The sequence below is a fragment of the Sporolactobacillus nakayamae genome (assembly GCF_900113325.1).
Classification (GTDB): domain Bacteria; phylum Bacillota; class Bacilli; order Bacillales; family Sporolactobacillaceae; genus Sporolactobacillus; species Sporolactobacillus nakayamae.
This window is the reverse complement of sequence record NZ_FOOY01000016.1, coordinates 1-21276: the sequence shown is the minus strand read 5'-3', so window position 1 is coordinate 21276 and position 21276 is coordinate 1. Positions and strand designations below refer to the sequence as shown.

General features: G+C 43.8%; 19 protein-coding genes and 1 pseudogene. 2 read left to right on the top strand and 18 right to left on the bottom strand.

The features are described from left to right. Window positions 1-8 precede the first annotated feature (8 nt). The 8 genes from arsC to BM003_RS11290 all read right to left on the bottom strand — a co-directional run bounded on the left by arsC (window position 9) and on the right by BM003_RS11290 (window position 9127). Window positions 9-440: an arsenate reductase (thioredoxin) gene (arsC, locus tag BM003_RS11325; protein ID WP_093673152.1), complete on the bottom strand. Its 432-nt coding sequence runs from the start codon at window positions 438-440 to the stop codon at window positions 9-11. Window positions 441-504: 64 nt separating this feature from the next. Next, window positions 505-825, bottom strand: a complete 321-nt coding sequence (locus tag BM003_RS11320; protein ID WP_093673150.1) for an ArsR/SmtB family transcription factor — start codon at window positions 823-825, stop codon at window positions 505-507. A gap of 203 nt (window positions 826-1028) precedes the next feature. Next, entirely contained in the window at window positions 1029-2390 is a 1362-nt protein-coding gene (locus BM003_RS11315; RefSeq protein ID WP_093673148.1) for an aspartate kinase, read from the bottom strand. Window positions 2391-2503: 113 nt separating this feature from the next. Beyond that, window positions 2504-3259, bottom strand: a complete 756-nt coding sequence (locus BM003_RS11310; protein ID WP_093673146.1) for a (S)-benzoin forming benzil reductase — start codon at window positions 3257-3259, stop codon at window positions 2504-2506. A 49-nt stretch (window positions 3260-3308) separates the two neighbouring features. Beyond that, window positions 3309-4463 (bottom strand): pyridoxal phosphate-dependent aminotransferase, encoded by a 1155-nt coding sequence (locus tag BM003_RS11305; RefSeq protein ID WP_093673144.1) that lies wholly within the window; start codon window positions 4461-4463, stop codon window positions 3309-3311. Between the two features lie 1111 nt (window positions 4464-5574). Further along, entirely contained in the window at window positions 5575-6213 is a 639-nt protein-coding gene (locus BM003_RS11300; RefSeq protein WP_093673142.1) for a hypothetical protein, read from the bottom strand. Next, window positions 6206-7072 (bottom strand): ABC transporter ATP-binding protein, encoded by an 867-nt coding sequence (locus tag BM003_RS11295; protein WP_093673140.1) that lies wholly within the window; start codon window positions 7070-7072, stop codon window positions 6206-6208. The genes BM003_RS11300 and BM003_RS11295 overlap by 8 nt, the downstream gene beginning before the upstream one ends. Beyond that, a complete protein-coding gene (locus BM003_RS11290; RefSeq protein ID WP_143128458.1) occupies window positions 7073-9127 on the bottom strand; it encodes a hypothetical protein in 2055 nt (684 codons plus the stop codon). It lies immediately after the preceding gene. Window positions 9128-9575: 448 nt separating this feature from the next. Between BM003_RS11290 and BM003_RS11285 the strand changes: the two genes are divergently transcribed. After that, window positions 9576-11279, top strand: a complete 1704-nt coding sequence (locus BM003_RS11285) for an AAA family ATPase (protein WP_093673136.1) — start codon at window positions 9576-9578, stop codon at window positions 11277-11279. Window positions 11280-11734: 455 nt separating this feature from the next. Here the strand turns inward: BM003_RS11285 and BM003_RS11280 are convergent, their stop codons facing one another. The 10 genes and pseudogenes from BM003_RS11280 to BM003_RS11230 all read right to left on the bottom strand — a co-directional run bounded on the left by BM003_RS11280 (window position 11735) and on the right by BM003_RS11230 (window position 20969). Continuing rightward, complete coding sequence (locus BM003_RS11280; RefSeq protein ID WP_093673134.1) at window positions 11735-13303, bottom strand: Vga family ABC-F type ribosomal protection protein; 1569 nt, start codon at window positions 13301-13303, stop codon at window positions 11735-11737. Between the two features lie 336 nt (window positions 13304-13639). Next, window positions 13640-14230 (bottom strand): DJ-1/PfpI family protein, encoded by a 591-nt coding sequence (locus tag BM003_RS11275; RefSeq protein WP_093673132.1) that lies wholly within the window; start codon window positions 14228-14230, stop codon window positions 13640-13642. 14 nt (window positions 14231-14244) lie between these two features. After that, on the bottom strand, window positions 14245-16671 hold the full coding sequence (locus BM003_RS11270; protein ID WP_093673130.1) for a Xaa-Pro dipeptidyl-peptidase: 2427 nt from the start codon (window positions 16669-16671) through the stop codon (window positions 14245-14247). A gap of 41 nt (window positions 16672-16712) precedes the next feature. Next, on the bottom strand, window positions 16713-16859 hold the full coding sequence (locus BM003_RS17675; protein ID WP_177184762.1) for a hypothetical protein: 147 nt from the start codon (window positions 16857-16859) through the stop codon (window positions 16713-16715). Window positions 16860-17200: 341 nt separating this feature from the next. Next, complete coding sequence (locus BM003_RS11255) at window positions 17201-17395, bottom strand: hypothetical protein (RefSeq protein ID WP_093673124.1); 195 nt, start codon at window positions 17393-17395, stop codon at window positions 17201-17203. A 31-nt stretch (window positions 17396-17426) separates the two neighbouring features. Further along, window positions 17427-18502: pseudogene (locus BM003_RS11250) on the bottom strand (BtaManbiosPhlase). Window positions 18503-18520: 18 nt separating this feature from the next. Then, window positions 18521-19147, bottom strand: a complete 627-nt coding sequence (locus BM003_RS11245) for a GyrI-like domain-containing protein (RefSeq protein WP_093673122.1) — start codon at window positions 19145-19147, stop codon at window positions 18521-18523. Then, complete coding sequence (locus BM003_RS11240; RefSeq protein WP_093673120.1) at window positions 19140-19619, bottom strand: GyrI-like domain-containing protein; 480 nt, start codon at window positions 19617-19619, stop codon at window positions 19140-19142. The genes BM003_RS11245 and BM003_RS11240 overlap by 8 nt, the downstream gene beginning before the upstream one ends. Window positions 19620-19688: 69 nt before the next feature. After that, a complete protein-coding gene (locus tag BM003_RS11235) occupies window positions 19689-20585 on the bottom strand; it encodes a helix-turn-helix transcriptional regulator (RefSeq protein ID WP_245734238.1) in 897 nt (298 codons plus the stop codon). A gap of 12 nt (window positions 20586-20597) precedes the next feature. Next, window positions 20598-20969, bottom strand: coding sequence for a DNA-3-methyladenine glycosylase I (locus tag BM003_RS11230; RefSeq protein ID WP_281242901.1), 372 nt, complete (start codon window positions 20967-20969; stop codon window positions 20598-20600). A 49-nt stretch (window positions 20970-21018) separates the two neighbouring features. Between BM003_RS11230 and BM003_RS11225 the strand changes: the two genes are divergently transcribed. Further along, window positions 21019-21276 (top strand): helix-turn-helix domain-containing protein (locus BM003_RS11225; RefSeq protein WP_177184761.1); only part of this gene is annotated, 258 nt, incomplete at its 3' end.

Below are 21276 nucleotides of genomic sequence, written 5' to 3'. Positions count from 1 at the left end.
CTCCTTATTTAGTGGTTCAATGCCTTCTCTTCTTTTACGAACTGTTCGATTCGTTTACCTATCCCGTCACGGACACGCTGGAAAACCGCCCATTTTTCTTCAGTGGTTCCCTCTGCTTTCGCCGGATCATCAAACCCCCAATGTTCGCGTCTCACATGCGGAGGCGTCATTGGGCATCGTTCTTCAGCGTCACCACAAAGCGTTACCACAAGGTAGGCGCGGTTTAAAATATCCTGGTCAATCAGCTTGGAAGTTTGGTTCGAAATATCAACACCGACTTCTTTCAACGCTTTAACCGCATTTGGGTTTAATCCGTGGGCTTCAATGCCGGCTGAACGCACGTCATAATCTTCTCCCAAATATTTTTTTCCGAACCCTTCGGCCATTTGGCTGCGGCAGGAATTACCCGTGCAGAGAAAGTAAATGATTTTTTTGGTCATCGTCACTGGTCCTTCCGTTTTTGGTTTTTACTTGGTCTGTATCAGCTGCAGACAGTCGATTCAATTAACAACATTCCAGATTTCCGCAGCCTTCGACCTTTTGATCCGGCAGGGCATCAATAATTACGGACACGTAATTCGGTATGTTTTCATTCAAGCTGTAATAGACCCATGTCCCCTGTTTCCGTTCCTGAATAATCCCTGCGAGCCTCAGCTTTTTGAGGTGCTGACTAATCGCCGGTTGAGAAACGTTCAATACGTCCACTAATTCACACACACACAACTCTTTGTGCTTTAAATAAGAAAGGAGGGTTAGCCGTGTTTTATCACCAAGAAGCTTTAGCAAAGAAGAAAGTTCAGATACACGTTCCAGTTCGGTTACCATATATTCGCCTCCGTTTATATTTCCGTACACTTATATTATGATACACTTATTTATTGTGCAACCAAAACGCTCATTTTCGGTTATAGCGTCCCCGATAAAATGATCCGTAAACAGATAAAGGGAGAGTCCCCAAAAGGAGCCTCTCCCAATACTGTTTTTATGCCTATCTGCCTAAATCCATTTACCTTGTTTAATTATCTTTTTTATACTCTTACAGACGCAAAAAATTCTTCATAAAGCGCTCGTACGGCTTTTTTCTCAACCGTTTCTTTCACACCGAACATCATGCTCGTCTCGGATGAGCCTTGGTTAATCATTTCAATATTGATATTCGCTTCGGCCAATGCTTTTGACGCTCTTGCCGCCGTTCCAACCTCTTGACGCATTCCTTCACCCACAAGCATGATCAGCGCCAGGTTATGTTCAATCCTTACTTCATCCGCATCAAGATCGTTTTTGATTCTTTCTACAATGCCTTGCTCTATTTTTTCATTTAACTGATTCTGCCTGACAATGATCGTAATATCATCAATACCTGAAGGAATGTGTTCAAAAGATAAGCCAAATTCCTCTAAGATTAATAAGATTTTCCGTCCGAAGCCGATTTCTTTATTCATCATGTATTTGCCGACATAGATACTGCTGAATTTATCATCACTAGCAATACCCACGACCGGCCCGTTTCTATTCTCCCTAGCACTCATAATAAGCGTACCGGGTGCCTCAGGGTTATTTGTATTTTTGACATTAACCGGAATACTTGCACGAAACGCGGGAATAAGCGCTTCGTCATGAAAAACCGAAAAGCCGCAGTATGATAACTCTCTCATTTCTCGGTAAGTCAACTCACGAATTTCTTTCGGGTTCTCAACAATATGCGGATTGACTGCGTAAACCGCATCAACATCTGTAAAATTCTCATAGATATCGGCTTTAACGCCATTCGCCAGAATCGAACCGGTAATATCCGAGCCGCTGCGCGAGAAGGTTACGACTTCACCATCCGTGTTATAGCCGAAAAATCCGGGAAACACAATAACGTCGGGCTGATCTCTTAACGCATATAAACGCTGATACGATTCAGGCAATACGCGCGCATTTCCCGGATCGTTGCTTACCAAAAGCCCCGCTTCTTTCGGAGACACATAATGCGCGTCCATTCCTTTATGTTTGAAGGCAGCCGCAACCAGCTTAGCGTTATTGTCCTCGCCGCTAGCTTTCACCGCCTCGATAAACGATGCCGGATTGGTTTTGTCACCACTCAGCAAGGTCAATAGATCATCCGATATCTTATTGATAATAGCGTTTGAAAGATTCAATTCTTCAGCAATACTTTTGTACCTGCTGATAATGGTTTCAACAAGCCCACTTGCATCTTCACCGTTAAGATATTTTTCTGCGCAGCTAATCAACAAATCCGTGACTTTTATATCATCTGAATACCGCTTTCCCGGAGCTGAAACAACCACAATTTTCCGGTCAGGATCAGATGCGATAATATGATAGACTTTCTCGACTTGTGCTCCGGAAGCGAGTGAGCTTCCGCCAAATTTAACGACCTTCATGATTCCGGCAACCCCTACTTTTAGTAAATGTCTGAAAATGTACTCCTATTATTTCTTATTTCTGAAAAAGAAGCAAACTTTTTTTACACCTTTTTCAAATAAAAAGACATCCCTTAGATGAGTTCATCTACATGATAGATTTTTCCGTTCTGTAATTGTTCATTCAAAATCAGGCCAACCAAAGCCTTCGCCACATCACTTGGTTGCCGAAGCTTTCCATTAGTTTTAAACCCTAAGAATGTGTTGATGTCCGCAAACGCGTCCTCTTCAGCGCTTCTGATCGTGCCTTGCATTTCTGTATCCATGATACCAGGGCTGAACGCCACGATTTTATTTGATCCGTTTGTATTTTCTTGTTCTAGACCCGCGACTTCTGTGTGCATATTAACCGCCGCTTTTGTCGCATTATAAACACTCCATCCATGAATGGGACGTTCAGCCGCACCTGAGGTTACATTTACAATAATTACCTCAACCGCTTCATTCCTTAATTCTTTCAAAAGTGTATTGTTGATCAGCATTGGTGCCAGAAGATTTAATTGAACCGCCTTTTGAATCGCGTGATGATCTAAAAAACCTACACGCTCAATAGGTTCGACCATGCTCGCGTTATTCACCACATATAATTTATGTGGTTTCGCGTCAGCAATCCGCTCGCACACCCGCTTCATGAGCGATTCAATATCGTCCAAATGAGTTAGATCGGCTGAGATGTGTGAATAGCGACCCTTGCTGTTTGTGATCAGACTTTGCACCTTTTCATTGGTGCTCCGAGACAAACCAATCACTTCTATATTCTGTTCAGTTAGAATCTTGCTAATTTGAAACCCAAGTCCTTTAGATACGCCCGTAACAAGCGCCATTTCCATATTATGCACCTCATTTTCCCATTAACGGACCATGCCCGATTTTTGAGATTCACAAGCTCTCAATAAACTTCTCGATCCGATCCATGCCTTCCTTAATTTTCTCCATGGATGTGGCATAGGAGATGCGGACATATCCGGAAGCGTTGCTGCCGAAATTGTCTCCCGGAACCACAGCAACATGCTGCTCGTCCAAAAGACGGTCGCAGAATTTCTTGGCGGAAAGGCCTGTATTTTTTATGTTTGCAAAGATGTAGAACGCGCCCATCGGCTTGATGCAGGAAATTCGATCAATTGAGTTAATTCGATCATAAATATAGTTGCGCCGCTTTTCGTATTCCTTGACCATCATTTCCCGGTACTTTGCTCCGTTCGACAAGGCTTCAATCGCGGCATATTGGGCAGAAGAGTTGACACAGCTCCAGATGTCCTCAGTAATTTTGGTCATTTCACTAATCAAGTCGACAGGACCGGTGGCAAAACCGACACGAAATCCGGTCATCGCATGTGTTTTCGAACAGCTGTCCACGATGAGCGTGCGTTCCTTCATGCCAGGGAAAGAAGCAATGCTCGTGTATTCTTGGTGATCGAACAGAATGTGGCGATACACTTCGTCACTAATGACAAAAAGATCATGTTCCTTTGCAATTTCTGCGATCTCGCGGAGCGATTGCTTATCCATCACACTGCCTGTCGGATTGCTCGGCGAATTAAGCAGAATCACTTTCGATTTTGGCGTGATTGTTCGGCGCAGATCATCCGCCGACATGTTGAACTCATTTTCTTCTGTTACATCGACACAAACCGGGGTACCTCCGCAAAGGACGATTTGTTGACCGTAGTTGGTCCAATAAGGCGAACTGAAGATGACCTCATCGCCGGGGTTTACTAGTGTGGTTAAGCCGAGAAAAAGAGCGCCCATGCCCCCTGTAGTCACAAGACAATTTTCCGCGACATAGGAAACACCGATTGTCTTCTCTAAATAGTTCACATAGGCCTCTCTGAGTCTGGTCATGCCTGCTCCGGGCGCATATTTCGTTTCGCCTTCGTCAAGGGACCGCTTAGCTGCCTCAATAACATTTGGTGCTGAACTAAAATCCGGTTCGCCAACCGCAAAAGAAATCACATCGTCAATCCGTGCCGCACGCACCATCATATCTCGAATCGGCGAAGACTGAATCGCCGCCACTTTATTTGAATACTTCAACGCTGTTTCCTCCCATTCTAAGGTGCAAAAAAATTATTCTCATAAAATTAAAATAACACAGAAGGATGCTTTTTGGTAAAATGGATAACATATTTTAAAAAAACTGGAGTAGAATTTGAAGATTATCTAATGAATTTTCCATAGATTCATTATGAGACACTGAGAGCGAAGGATTATCTAAAGATTGGATGTATACACCCTAAAAATTTGAACGATCTACGGTCAAAAATGGGATTGCTGAATGTCTCAAAAAGTTTAATATAAAGACGTCTAGAAACTTACAGAATAACAAACACAGAATAAGTATTTGAATTGGAACTTTTTTTAAAAGGTTACAAAGTTCCTATCATTGGTGGACTATTGACTATGCAAATAGTTAATAGTATTCTATCTGTAGGATATAGTTTACTTATTAAGTAAGCATTTGGACTCTCTATTTCGTGCCCATTTTTTCTACCAAGAATGGAACAGAATTTGAATTATATTTTGCGTATACAAAGAGTTATATATATACAGAGACTAATTACGTGTATAAAAGTTAGTTACATGTATAAACTTAAGAAATGACGGCATAAATTTAATCAGCGGAACTAGTGCCGGAACACCGGAACCGCTGATTAGGAAATGCTTTGAACACCAAGAACCTGCGTCAAGAGCAGTGCCGTTACCTATATAACTTCATATCCAAAGGATAATCTGCTCAGGGTCGGGAAACTCAGTGAGCGGATTATTTTTTGTCCTTTTGGATATGGTCGAGTAAATTCAGCAGGAAATTTCCGCCAGTGAACAATAAAGCCAGAAGACTTATTATTACGGCAATCAAGCTGATAACAACAACCGCACTCATAATAAACAAAAGTTACCTCCCTTCTGTGCTCTGTCGTATACGTAAGACACAACGTGGCAACAAGAAGGTATGGCTCCGCCCATGAGCTGTTCTCAATGTACCTATATTCTATCAGTTTAATATCAAGTTTAATAGGCTTCATATGAGAATTTATAAATGCGAACTCGTGCAGATTTTATGCTGGGAATCAGCGTAAGCACATTGGGCAGATACCATAAGAAAAGAATGCAGGAGCAAAGTAAATTCCATCTGCTTTCATGAGATTTAAACATGCAGTTTATATTTTAAATAGTAATGACCAGCTAAGAAAAAAATGAGTGAGATGCCAAGATTAATTAACGTTTGCGGTAAAACACTGGCGTGAATGGACGCAGGCTGAAATACCATCACATGGTAGTAGGGAATGATTTGCCCTCCAGTCAGATATTCTGTTGAAACATAGGAGCCTAGAAACAGCAGGGGCACCCAGATCAGCTTAAATAAAATAATGATCATAAAACTTAGTGACGTGTAGACCAGAGCCTCAGATACAAATTGAAAGAACAAGATGATAAATGGCGTGTTGTAAAGCCTCACTGCCAATAATAAACTGCAAACGAAAATCATTGCAGCATAAACTAAGAAAAAGAGCAGTACCCTGAAAATTCCATGCTCTATGGTCTTTAGTGGATAACTGAACAGGAGATTACTCCCTCCTTCCTCGAAATACCCATAAAATAAAAACGAAGTCCACCATGCTGAAAAAGGAGCAACAATAAATTCCATTTGGTGCAGCAACGTGTCGGGAAGCGTCTGATCGCCGAAAAAGTACGTAGCGAGGAACACAAGAAACGGACAAAATGAAACATAGAAATTGTAACCCATTGCCTTTATTTCAAACGGCCAATCCATTCGCTTAAACATGATCAGCCTCCTTCATGTAATAAAGATAAGCATCTTCCAAATTGGGTTCCACTTGTCCGGCACCCGGTAGTTCCATGTCATGGTAAAAGCGAATACGGTAATGATCCTCCTGCTGCACTGTTGAAATGATTACCTGTTCAGGAATAGGCGGATCTGCATCCATCGGGCTATCCATTTCCCAAATATGTCCGTCTGCATGTTTCGTCAACTCGCGCCGTGTCCCTGATGTAATCACTTTTCCCTCATTAATAATGGCAATATGATCACAAGTGGCTTCCAGATCTTCAACAATATGCGTAGATATAATAATAATTCTATTTTCTGCTAACCGTCGTAGAAGTTTACAAAAACGGACACGCTCCTGCACATCAAGACCGGCTGTGGGTTCATCAACGATCACCAATTTCGGATCACCGAGAATGGCCTGTGCAATACCTAATCGGCGAAGCATTCCCCCGGAAAGCGCGCGAATCTTTTTGATTTTTTGGTCCTGCAAATTAACGGCTTCCAGAATGCGATCGATTTCCCTCTTGCGTTCGTCTTTCTCACTGATTCCTTTCAGGACAGCAAAATGATTCATGACTTCATAAACGTTTAGCGACTTATAAATGGAAAAGTGTTGCGGCAAATAACCCAATAATTTCCGTACCTGGTGAGGCTGCGTCCAAGATAAGCTATTTAATTTTATTTCCCCACTGTCCGGAGTATCTAGTGTAGCAATCAAGCGCATCAAGGTTGTCTTCCCGGCCCCGTTAGGTCCTAAGAGTCCAAATGTACCGGTTATTTCTAATGAGACATGGTCAAGCGCACGCTTCTTGCCAAATGTTTTAACGATATTGTCGATTTTTAATGCAGCCATTTAAGATCTCCCCATTTCTTTCTTAAGCAATTGATTTAAAGAGTCCCACGAAGTGTCACCAGATTTCATTAACCGATACCAAGAGCGACAAAAGTCTATTTTCTTAGCAACGCTCGTATCTATGTTTTTCGCAACTTGTCCCTTCATCCAATGAGACAATTGTTCAAGAACCTCTTGTTTTTCCCCAGTACTCTTTACACTTTGATACCAATCCAATACTTCTGAGTCATTACCAATACCAATACGTGCCGATTGATTATAAAGATGTGCATAGGTCATGTCGAACGCTCTTACATAATCCGGGTCCTTCACCTGAATACCATCATATTTCCAAGTTATAGCAGGCACCAGCCAGTTCACATAAGAATCCAGCCCTTCTTTAAATAAATACTCTGAAGCATCGCTGACAATCAATGTGTCATCGGTATACCAAGCAAACTCTTCGGAAGATAAGTCCGAGATGGAAAGAATCGGTATTCTAAAAATCGTTTTTGGAACTGCGCGATGTCCTAGATCTAAATCCTGTTTCGCTGTTTCAATAAATTTTTCGGTTTGTTGATGCAGGTCATTCGATTGGGGATTTTTCAAGTTTGTTGTATGAACGTAGCTCTCTCCATTCCGGCTTTCTTTCTGCACCTCACCAGACACAAGTGTGAGACCGCGCGCGTTTCCTGACCACAAATTATGGGTTCGTTCCGGAATATTCGTATAAAGTGGCGTTCTGCCCCTATAGTGCAGCACATAAGAGACCTTTTGCATGTTTTGATGATTCATTCGCGTTAAATTCCCGTTATCGAGCGTAAACGAAGGACTTAATTGTGTGGATGGAAGCCAATTAAAATAATAGGGCAGATAAACGGATTGTCCATTCGCATAAAAGAGCGGTGAACTTAGCCCTTGATAGTTGAGCTCAACCTTAAGATTGCGGCCTGGTATCCATTTATTTTTCAACGTAAGATGCAGATGATCCTTCTTCTGCAAAAAAGAAGCTGATTGACTGTTAACACGGGCTTTGCTGACCTTAAATCCATGATAGAGAGATAGATCCACGTGACGTAAAGATTGTTGTTCCTGATTTTTAAGTGTCATTTTGACTTGTGCAGTGATCAACCTTTTTACGCGCAGATCTATCGAGTATGAAGTCGCTCTTATATTATACTGTTTTGGAACTACTTGTTTCTTTGAGTAATAGTTTTGTTCCACCATTTCTCTTGGCTTTGTGCGTGCGTCGCCAGCTGAATAAACCTGTCGATCCAGGTTCAAAGGAATCGTGAGAACTAATACGATGACACTTAAACTAATCACAAGCACCTTTGTTTTTCTTCGTGTAAATACACGGTACTTTAATGAGAGAGAGATCAGAAAAATTCCAAGAAGAATAACTAACCATAAAAGGTGTTTTTGCCAATAAACACTGTCAATAGCAAACCCATAAAGGCCATCATAACCAATGGTTGGATTCGGTTCTCCAAGATTTAAAATTTCCGCAGCCCGTTGAAGTGTTCGTCCAAGAAAAATAAAATTTGCCGGTCCGATCAATCCCCAAATAATGATTGAATAAAGATAAACCACCCGATCTTTTGTCAGAAAAGCAAGCATAAAGCCGAGCAAATAACTAATATAAAAGGTAAAAGAAAAGTAAAGCATGACATAGAGAAAAGCACTGAAGAACAGATGATTAAACGAAAAGCCCTCAGCCAAATAAACAATGGCATACTCTATGTGTAAAATGATCCCAACAAAGAACGAAATGAACGCGCCAAAGATCCATTTTGCAAATAGCCTTGGAACAAAAGCGTGATGTATACTGAGATAGAGATCGTCAAGACGATGAGCGGTATCGATTCGCACAATCCAGATTCCAATGAAAAGAAAGGCAAGTATTCCCCCCTGGACCAAGAAACTAGACCTAGGCATAAATTCTCCTGGGTTAACAATCTGATGTAAACCCAGCCCCTCATAAATCATTCCACCTAGCAAAAGAACCAAGAATAAAGGTTGACGTAGTAACTGTAACCATAGAATATTTAGCGTATTGATTATTCTATTTTTCATCAAGTCGCTTCCTTATACTGTAGAATTGGCAAAACTGGATTTGAATTCATGATTAAAAATTTTAAAATGTGAATGATTTAAGAATTAAACGCTTAAAGGAGGGATTTGAAAGCCTATTTAATGATCAGAAAACAGTAAGATTGTCCGCAGTAGATCTTTGATGGTTAACACTTTTACGCTCTATTATTATTTTACTTTAACTATTTGCAACCGCTTCGTCCACTATCATTTTTTCGCCCAATACTACTTGATACTATTCAAATGATTTTGGCAGTCATCTATTTTAATTCAAAATAGTGTTAATTATTTTTTAATCTATTACAATTATAATAAATTGACGCCTGAATTCCGGCTTTATTTCGCCTCGTTTCAGCGTCTCTTCAATCGAAGTGATCTAATCTCATTCCTTGAGAATGGACGAACGAAAAAACAGTTAAGGAGTGAGACTATGAAAAAATATCGCTGGCTCATGTGGCGAAAAGTATTGATTTTCTTCATCATTGCAGCGGCCATTGCCACAGCGATTTGGGCAGGAGGACAGGTCGCCCAAAATGTCGCTATGACGGCATTTAACCTGATTTTTCAATTGTTCTTTGCCGTACTCTTTATGATCATTCAATTTGTTGCCCTCTTTTGGTTCCTTGCCAGAGGAAGAACCTATTGGATCATGCCCGGAGAAACTGGATCGAGCTGGAATGATTACCGAGGAAATCCTGAGGTCGTTGAGAACGCCAAACGCATTGTCACCTTGCTCAGGGGTGTCAAAGATTTCAAAAAAATGGGCGGTCAGGCCATCCGCGGGATGCTGCTTTGCGGTCCTCCGGGGACAGGAAAGTCTTACCTCGCACAGGTTGTCGCGAACGAGGCTCAGGTTCCTTTCGCCTATGCTTCAGCGCCAAGCTTTCAAAATATGTTCTTCGGTGTTGGCAATCTTAAAGTGATGAGCCTCTATAAGAAAGCTCGGCGGCTAGCAAAAACCTATGGTGCCTGCATTATTTTCATCGATGAGATTGACGCGATCGGCATGTCGCGGCAAGCAAACGGAGGCGGCGGTGGACTTGGCGGGATGCTTGGCATGGGGGGATCCGGACTGCTCAACGAACTTCTGCTGCAAATGGATCCGCCGAATATTGATCATTCACGATTTGCCAAGCTGTTCCGCGCGCTTGGACTCCGGCACAAAAAAGCAGAGCGCCGCGCTGTTCTGACCATCGGTGCAACCAATTTGCCGGACGTGCTGGATTCCGCATTGCTTCGTCCCGGCCGCTTTGACCGCAAACTGTGGGTTTATCCACCCGATTATGACGGCCGTGTCGATGTGTTTGATTATTACCTCCAGAAAGTCAACCGGGACAGTACCTTGACTCCGCAAAAAGCGGCATTAGACACCATTGGCTACAGTCCGGCACAAATCAAACATATTGTGAACGAAGCAATTGTCCTCGCGCATCAACGCGGTGCACACAGTGCAAGTTATGAAGATTTTAGAGCGGCCATGGAAACCTATGAATGGGGGCTGAAACAGCCGCTCCGCTCAATGAGCGACGATGAAAAACGGAACGTTGCCTATCATGAGGCAGGCCATGCGGTTGCCCAGTACTTGCTGAAGCCGCATGAACGCGTTTGGAAGGTCACCATCATTCGCCGCGGCAGCGCACTTGGTCTTGCGGCAACAAAACCGACTCATGAGCGCTACAATCAGAGCGACAGCGAGATGCTGGCGGAAATTCAAGTGTGCCTAGCCTCGCGTGCTTCCGAAGAACTTTTTTTAGGAAAAAAACTAAACGGTGTCACATCCGACCTGCAGCAAGCGACCCAGCTTGCCGGTGCCTACATTGGAGCGGTCGGCATGAGCGATGAACTGTTCAGCTGGCTCTCAACCGGATCACAGCAGGATGCGCTCAAGCAGCTTCGTCCGAAAATCAATAAACTGCTGAACGATCAGATGAGCCAAGTGAAGTCATTAATTGAAGACCACACTGAATTTGTTCATGCCATTTCCAGAGAACTATTGACACATGGCGACCTCACTGGTGAAGAAATTGATGCACTTTACGTTAATTTATATGGACATGAAAGGCCCGATGTACCTAAAATCATAACGTCGGCAGACACATCCGATACGGAAAAGCCATCTGAAGAGAAAGAATAAGAAAAGCCAGGCAAAAAGCGCCCGGTCTTTACTTCCGCGGGATGCGGTGGCTTTCGCGTTGCATTCAGCATCCTGGTCCTTCATTAAGGAACAAGTAAAATAAGCGGAGATATTCCGGTTATTTGCATCATGGCGCCTGTTTCGCCGGTAAATAAGGGTAATTTTTCCGCTTATTCACCGAAAAGCCCTTCATTTTCACGTATTTTCATTCGATAGGCGGAATTTCTCCGTCTATTTACGCTATTTTCTCGTTCATTTTCGAATTAAGCGGAATTTCTCCGTCTATTTATCATACTAGGCGGTTTACCTGATCGCTCAACAGACCCGTGCGGATGGGAAATCAGCAGCCCATGACCTTATCGTCGTATTGGCGGGAAAAATCTTATACTTTCTTATCTTGGAGCAACAAAAGCCGACGATTTCTCCTGAATGAAGAAATCATCGGCTTTTATTTTTTAATGATCCAGGCCCCTTTTTTCTTTCAACAGCTCTTGAAATTCTCTTTCCAGTTCTTCAGATGGTTCAATACTTAATCGACTGAGCACCGCTGCTATTTTTGTGTCGAGTACGAGCCGTCTGTCCTTTTCGAGGTCTCGTTTCTTTTTCGGTTTGTCAATTTTGAGTTGGCGGTAAGTTCCTTCAAACACTCGAATTTGTTGATTGCGGATTTCCACTATCCGGGTGGCCACATTTTCAATAAATCGGCGGTCATGGGAAACGAAGATCACGCTTCCCTCATACTCTTTGAGCAGCGATTCCAACGCGGTGACCGTTTCCATGTCAAGATAATTTGTCGGTTCATCGAGAATCAGCGTATTCATATCGCTTAGAAAGAGCTTGGTTAACGCAACTTTTACCCGCTCACCGCCGCTCAATACACCGACCGGCTTGTAAACATCATCCTGGAAAAAATGCATACGTGCCAGCACCGTTCGGCTCAGCGTTTCTTCCTGTTTTGATGTTGCTCGGACATTTTCGATGATTGATTTCTCTTCATCCAGGATGTTGAGATTCTGACTGAAGTAGGCGATCTTCACAGATGGAGACAGTGTTAGCCCAGGTTCCTGATTGATGATCTTCTTGATTAACGTCGTCTTTCCACTGCCGTTGGGACCAATGATGGCGAGCTTATCGCCCCCGTGAACAAAGAAGCTTGCTTTATGCCAAAGGCGACGCTCGCCGAATTGTGCAGACACACCTTCCGCACGGAGAATAATCCGACCCTTAAATGTTTCTGCGTTGGGCAAATTCATCTTAAGCGGCTGTTGTTCTTTAACCTTTTCTACTTTCTCAAGCTTTTCCAGCCGCGTTTCAATTGCGTTCGCCGCTCCCTGCAATTTCTTTTGTTTTTTGGCAAAGTACGGCTTTGCTCCTGTAATTCGTGCTTCGGAGCCACTTAAGTTTTTTGGCTTTTTTGTCGCCCGTTCCGCCTTTTTCTCTTTTAATTTCAAAGCGTCTTCCAATTGCTTCTTCTTTTTTTCATAGTTTTCATAGGCTGCCTGTTCCTTAGCCAGCTCTGTCTCTTTTTGCTGCTCGTAATCACTGTAATTGCCTCTATATACGTTTATCTTGCTGTCATTGATCTCCCATAGTGTTGTGCAAAGCGCGTCCAAAAAGGCGCGGTCGTGCGAGACGATAACCAGTGCACCTTGCCATGCCTTCAGCTTCTTCTCCAGCCACTCAATATGATCCGTATCCAGATTGGTCGTTGGTTCGTCCGCAAGCAGCAACTCCGGATCCCGCACCAGAGCTTCTTGGATATATTCTTGCGTCACTTCCCCACCGCTTTTGGTCGTATCCGTGCGCTTCAACTGCGGCAGCAGTTCACACGACGCATGCTGAATAATGGTTCCTTCTTCAGGTACGATTTTCTGCACTAAGATGTTGAGCAGTGTTGTTTTCCCGCACCCGTTTCGTCCAACGAGTGCAATTCGATCCTTTTGATGGATATGCAGCTGATCGATATCGAGTAACAAACGGTCCTTAATGTAATGTTTTATGTGCAAAGCTTCTAACAAGATCACAAAATCATCCCCATTTTTTCATAGTCAGGGGGATACAAAAAAGCCCCCTATCTGTTGTTCAGATTAGGAGGCTGTAAGTATAGGCGAATACCAAAAAGACACCGGGTCTTCTCGAGCCGACTACAAATCACCAATCCTATTCTGAACTCCGTTTGAAGGCATGACTGCAGTGCGGTATCCCTGCTTCACAGTACCTTCAACTGGCGGTTTCAAAAAATAGGATTAGTTTTTCATCGGCCCTTGGTTCACCCTTTCCGTTCATTCGATTACTTTCAATGTACTCAATTTGTTTGCTCTTGTCAAACAACGCATCAGAAAATTTATTGATACAAATGACTACTTCTTACTTGCAAATGGATCGTTGGATTTGTCGTTGTTCCAGACATATTCAATACCGTGAGCAATATCAGAAGCCTGATCGGAGCCGAATTGATCGGCGATGAAACCCAGAGTCATATCAATTCCCGCTGAGACGCCGGACGACGTGTAATACTTCCCATCCGTAACCCACCGAGCGCGCTCCACCCAGTGTACCGCCGGGTTTACATTTTTCACCCAATCAAAAGCGATTTTGTTGGATGTCGCTTTTCGGCCGTCAAGCAGTCCTGTCCGTGCCAAAAGTGCCGATCCGGTGCACACGGTTAAGCAATTGGTTGCCTGTTCTGCCGCATGCTTTAATTTTTCTATAAAATCTTCATCGTGAACGAGCGGGCGCGTACCTTGTCCACCCGGAATCAGAAGGATACCACTTGCATTGGTGTGATCAATCGGTTTGGTCATAATCGGCGTCTTCTGCCTGCTGGTCACCGTCCCGCCGTCCATTGACACAAAATGGAGCGCATAATCGCTGATTCTTCCCAATACTTCAACCGGACCAAAGGCGTCCAGTGTTTCAAAATCGGGAAAAAGCAAAATGTTTATGTCCATGCAGATCCTCCTTCTTACCGAAAAGGCACATCTAACCGGCAGCCGTTTAATTGTAAGGAATAGCGCAAGTCCTGATTGCCGAGCACCGTCATCCCAAAGTCAGTCGCATAAACAACAAGTCCAAGTTGATGTCCGTCGGCTAGTCGGTGGAACGTCGGCTGTAATTCTACATCGATATCATAGAACTGATCTGGGTTTAATGCGTCAACCTTCCATGTATTTTCTCGATTTTGCAGGTTGATATGCCCCTTTGAAATCATCTTAAACGGTGAGGCAAACGCAGCCAGGGTGAATTCACGAAGCTGATCCTCGCGCCAATGATACCCCAAGTCGATTTTTCTCATCGAATTCGGTGTCGGCGAAACGTTAAACCGTTTTGCGTCCCTGTAATCGACCAGTTGAAAACTCAGCATACCAAAGGATTGGTTTGAGGCCACCTGAACATGAACACGTGCTCGACCATCAATGATCCTGTCCTCATTCACCGGATCTGTTTTGAACAGCAGTCGGTTTTCACTCAAAGCATTCCGTTCCTCTGCAAGAATGTCCTGTGCCCATTGATCATGGTGCGCTGCATAACGATCAAACGTGTTCTTTGGAAGACTATCTTTAAAGGACAGCACTTCAGGAGTCGTCGAAGTTGAAACGAGTTTTCCAGAAGCGAAATGATAAATTTCCTTCGCTGCGCCCGGTTCAGACCAATCGTGATAAGCCGTCCATGTTTCCGGAGTCACATTGTCTTGCACGATCACATTAGGCAGAAATTCCTTCGCCCCGTTCTGAATTCCATAGAGTTCGTGGCTGATCCACAGGTTGATCATGTCCGTGTAATCAATCGAGCGAAAGGCATTAATATAGATATGCTGCCCTTGATGCAGAATGATTTTCTTCGATACCGGCACATCCCTTAGTGCCTGCCACAGTTGCTCCACCTGACCCGGCTTCACATTCCAGTCATTCAGTCCGTGAATCATCAGCACATCGCATTTAATGTTCTTTACCTTTTTAAGGTAATTGCGCGCATCCCAAAATGTATTATAATTACCGGATTCACGCTCCATGTCGCATGCCATCTTCTCCATCTGCTTGTCAAAATAATCTTTAATGTGCAGATGATAATCAGCAGCGGCTTTCATCCGACTCATTGTTTCAATCGCCAGAACATCGGCGTCTTCACCGGGAAAACCATCTGGGGCAATCATTAACCCACCTTCGCGGTAATAGCCGTACCACGAAGAGATCGCCGCTTCGGAAATAATCGTCTTTAGTCCCTCAACTCCGGTTGTGGCGGCAGCGGTCGCCAAGGTGCCCAGATAGGAGCGGCCGGTCATCGCCACGGAACCGTTGCACCACCACGCGGTGATCGCGATGTTATCCGTGCGATTGGTAAACGCGCGGCGCTTGCCATTCAGCCATTCAATCACGTCAATTGTGGCTTCAGTCTGCTGCGGATCGCCGCATGTTTGAATGCCGTCTGAATCGAGCGTACCAATACCGGCAGAGTAGACTGCCGCAAATCCTCGCGCCAAGAAATAATCATTCAATGTATAGGAATATTCACGACTGAACGTCTCCGTCGCATAGTTTGTTTCCCCATTGATCGGACGAGGAGCAGGCAGTTGCGGCTTCTCATCATTATAGGCAATATCCTCGTAGCTGAGGTCATTCGGCTGCTTTTCGGTCAGCGGTACATGGACATTGTGCATCGCTTTTTCCCCGGCTTCATCATTTGTATCTTGATTGTAGGGGCTGGCTGTAAAAAGTGCCGGAACTTTCAATCCATTTTCCGTATCCGCCGGACGTATGATTTGAACCTTCAGCAGATCCCGTTTCCCGTCACGATCCGAATCCACAGAAGACTCCACATAAACAACCTCACGAATCAGCTTGGCTGTGTCAAATACCGCTTGAGATTTGCCGTTAAAAAAGAGTGGCTTCTGCTGCGCGGACAGGTCATAAAATGGAACAAAATAGCCTTGACTCGTCAACAGATCCAAGAATGTCTGACCATCTTTAGTGTGCGATGTCAGCAGCAAATACCAAGCGTCCAAGATCTGCTCTTTCGTCCATGCACCCGTGGCTTCAAGCATCGGCAGCTGTATTTTTTTCATTGCAGTAACCGGATCAGTAATCGAAAAATCATCCCCCGGCAAAAATCCGCACAGCTGCAACGCAACTAAATAGAAAACTTCCGCCGTAATCGGTTCTCCGGCATCCAAGTAGTCTTTGAGATCGGTATTGGGGGTTGCTAAATAGTTTCGCAGTTTCATATCAAATTCATGCTCGCCCCGAACCTTTAAAAATGCTTTTCTGAGCAGCAAACGATAGGCAGCTGGCGTCGATGCATGGTTAATTTGATCATCTAGAAAATGAATCCGTTGCAGTTCTTCGACCACTGTTTGGTGATCGGCACTTATTCGTGCAAATTGATTGTTTTTCATCCACAAAACTCCTCAGTTAGTAACTGAAGCTATTATAGCACTCACGCTGCCTCTGTATCGATCAACGTTACTGCGGATTTTTCACTACTTGCCGCATTAATAAAACACATGATCATCCCCGCATCGTCGTTTGTGCATGGCTTGATCTCTATCTCCGTTTCATGCATTGATCCGCGATTTTCGTGCATTGGCCACCTTTTTTCGTGCATGGAACCAGATTTTTCGTGCATTGGATCGCTGTTTTCGTGCATTGAACCAGACTTTTCGTGCATTGGATCGCTGTTTTCGTGCATGGCTTGATCTCTATCTTCGTTTCATGCATTGATCCTCGATTTTCGTGCATTGACCACCTGTTTTCGTGCATTGAACCAGATTTTTCGTGCGTTGGATCGCTGTTTTCGCACATGGCTTGATCTCTATCTCCGTTTCGTGCATTGATCCTCGATTTTCGTGCATTGGCCACCTTTTTTCGTGCGTTGAACCAGATTTTTCGTGCGTTGGATCGCTGTTTTCGCACATGGCTTGATCTCTATCTCCGTTTCATGCATTGATCCTCGATTTTCGTGCACTGGCTGCCTGTTTTCGTGCATGGAACCAGACTTTTCGTGTATTGGATCGCTGTTTTCGTGCATGGCTTGATCTCTATCTTCGTTTCATGCATTGATCCTCGATTTTCGTGCATTGGATCACTGTTTTCGTGCATTGGACCAGACTTTTCGTGCATTGGCCACCTCTTTTCGTGCGTTGCCGATTTTTTAAGTGCTGCGCGGCACTTTCTCAAGCTCCCCCAAAATTTCATTAAGGTCCAATTCCGCACCGGCCATTGCGCAATCAGAAGCTCCGTAATAAAGCCGCAGCTTAGATCCTTGGACAACGCCGCCGCAAGTAAAGACAACCGCTCCAAAAAAGCCATGCTTCTCATAGTCTGCCTCCGGTTCAAGGATCGGTTCGGCTGTTTGGGCAATGATCCGCGAAGGATCGTCCGGATCAAGCAACAGCGCGCCGAGACAGTAGCGGCTTTGCGCATCCATGCCATGATAGATTTCCAGCCACCCGCTCTTGGTCCTAATGGGTACGGCTCCGGCTCCGATTCTGCTTTCATCCCAAAAATGTTCGCGTACGCCGAGCAGATGGCGATGATTGCCCCAATGCTTGAGATTAGTCGACTCTGCGATCCAAATCTCCGGGTTACCGACGCTCTTCAAAGAAGGACGGTGCAGCGCATAGTAAAGGCCATGAATCTTTTCGGGGAAAATGACAACATCCTTATTTTCTGGTGAAAAGATGAGACCGTGATCCTCGTATGACCTAAAATCCTTTGTCGTCACCAAATAATCGCCAATGCCGAGCGGCGAAACGGCACTAAAATAAATGAGGTACGTCGTTCCAATTTGTGTTATGCGCGGATCTTCAATACCGAACGTCTGATAACGATTCGACGGATAAATGAACGGCTTGTCATCCACCGTGAAGTGATGTCCATCTTGACTTCGCGCCAGTCGAAGGTAGGACAATGAGGTGAGACCGACAAATGTATCCAGATTGTTCGAGGGACGGATCGTTCGACTGTCTTCGAAATTGTATGCTGGATCATTTCGACAATAATTGACAACTCGGATTTTTTGCTGAGCCACGTCATAAAAAGGAGAGGGCACGATTTAGGATCATGGACGATCGGACGTTCCGCAACTCTTAGCAGCAGCAGTGTTTCTCCCTGATACTCTGCCACGCCAGCATTAAAGGTGCCAATCACTTCATAGCCATCATGATACGGTTTGACCTCTTCAGGACAAATCAGCGGATTTTCCAGAAAACGCGTAACCTTTACCATTTTAAACGCCTCTATGTTTTAACTAGTTATTTTTTCAACCGGATACCGAAGAACCGTCTTTAGTTTTTCAGACTCAGTCCTCCGTGGATCCGACAGATAAATCTCGCGATGTGTTTTGGAGACTCTCCGATAGCCTTGTTCACTGCAAAATTCAGCCATCCGCTTAAAACTTTCCGGCTCGTCATCATAGCTCCCTTTGTGAAGGATCTGACAGCATAGTCCTTCTTCGAGTGTCGAAAACGTCACTTGGTCTAAAAAAGGATTCGGTTTCTTCTTTTTCGTCTCAGATAAAAATCGCTCAAATAATTCAGTCGTAAGAAAGTCGGGCTGGCGAATCATCAAGGTATATTTAAAATTACTTTTTACAGTCGACGGCAAGGTTTTATCCACCAGATTCCAAACGCCTTCAAGCGGAAAAACGACATAATCATAATAACCTTCAGGAACCAGCTTGCTTTTATAGGACATTTTTACCGCATAACTGAGACTGTAAAGAGCGGCAGTTACTTGAGCGAATGGTTCATTATTAGGATCCCCACTGCCCTCAATCATGAAATAATCAATCTTGGGAACACGCACAATGACCGGTTTTTGTTTGGGCAGATACAATTCTTTAAAATCTTTCTTGTAGTCTACTTTATCCATGATTCCCTCCGAATTCATTTAGCGAGATGTACACATGTATTTCAGCATGATCCTTGTCAAATCCGCTCTGATATTCTTCAAAATCACCGCTGTATTTTCTGTCTAAATCCATAGACCAAAGCTCCGCCCAAAAGGCTCCGACAGCAGTTTGAACATTCCCACGCACAATGAACTTGGCGTAGCTTCCCGCAGAAATGGTCTGTGCGAAAATATTTTCAGCGAGCCCTTTTGTTTCTTCCACCTCACAGCACACCATCACGTCATACGCGCCATTCACATCGCTCTCATAATTTGTATAGAGACCTATTGTGTTCTCGTTTTCTTTCATGGGTATCGTTTGATACACACCGCCCCCAAGAAATTTTTCCCACAACGCTCCGATGTCTCTCACCATATTCGGGTTATGATTGCTTGTTCGGATTTTCAGCCCGGCTACCGTTTTTTCCTCTAACTGCACAACTTCATAATTCATCGTCTATACCTCGCTTCGTCCAATGATGCACTCAGTATAGCAGCATTAATATGACAGCTGTCTGTCCTATTATAGATACCGATTTAATCCTTCTTTAAATCTTCTTTTTATAAGTTCCCGAATACGTTTTGGTTCTAAGACCTCAGCGTGGCAGCCATAGGACAAGATATAGCCATAAACCCACTCATTTTCAGGAAAAGTCACGGTAACTGTAAAATTCCCATTTTCATGTTTCTGAATGCATGTCGGATCGAATTCATCGTAGACCCTGTAAGCAACCGCTTTATCAAATTTAATTTGGAGTGTGACCTCTCTGGTTTGATCCAATTTGAACTGACTCCAAATATTGTTTGGAACTTCCCTTTCAAAGGATTGATTCAACGTATTGAGATTTTTCATTCGCGTTATTTTAAAAATCCTAAAATCTTGTTTCAGGCGGCAATAACCGTAAAGATACCAACTTTGGCCTTTGAAAACGATCTTTAGAGGTTCAACTGCTCTCCGCGTCTTCTCGTTGTACGAACTAAAATAATCAAAAATCACTAACTTGCGCATCAAAATGGCTGCTTTTAACTCGGCAAACTTTTGCTTTTCGTCTTCACTATTACCCCAGTGAGAAAAATCAATAGCAATCCAATTCGCGCTTTGCTTGCTAAAGAGTGTGCTTAGTTTATTAAGCACCGAATCGATATCAGGAACTTTCAGGGCGCTAAGACTTTGCAAGCTCATCAATACTTCATTCTGCTCCTGTTCGGAAAGAAGCGCTTTATTGAACACAAAATTTTCAAGAAGGCGAATTCCGCCGCCCTTTCCTCGATCCGTATAAATGGGTATCCCGGACGCTGATAACAGATCAAGATCACGATAGATTGTCCGAACAGACACGTCGAAATGAGCAGACAGCTCCTTAGCTGTTACCTTCTTTTTATCAAGCAAAATATAGACGATCGCAAACAGTCTGTTCATTTGCACAACGCATCACTCCGAATTGCAAAGTCTGTTTTTCGTATGACAGGAGCAGTTTGCCACGTGATCATCTACCAAACCAATTGCCTGCATAAACGAATAGATCGTCACGGGTCCAACGAATTTAAAACCCTTTTTCTTTAAATCCTTACTTATTTTTTTTGACAGATTCGTCTGAGAGGGTATTTGGCCTTCGTTACGCCAATTCGATATGATCGGTTGATGATCAACATAAGTCCATAGATAATTTGAGAGGCTGCCGAATTCTCGCTGAACAGCGATTGCCGCTAATGCATTGCTTCGTACAGAATTGATTTCCTGCGTCCGCACACTCGTGACTTCAGTCATGAGTAAGGACGCCCTTCTTTTGTAAAAAGCGAACATTTGTGCTATATTTAAGGTAACCATTTTTTACAAAAAAGGAGGAACGGCTGTGCTCATCCAAAAGGCGTTTAAGTTTCGGCTTTTCCCTACGGAAGAACAAGCCGTTCAAATCAATAAGTCCATTGGATGCAGCCGGTTTGTCTACAATCATTTTTTAGACTGTTGGGAAAAGACCTATAAACAAACCGGGAAGGGCTTAACCTATAACACCTGCAGTAAAGCCCTGACGCAGCTCAAAGCCGAGCTGCCTTGGCTCAAAGAGCCGGATAAGTTTGCCTTACAGAATAGCTTAAAGAACCTTTCCAAG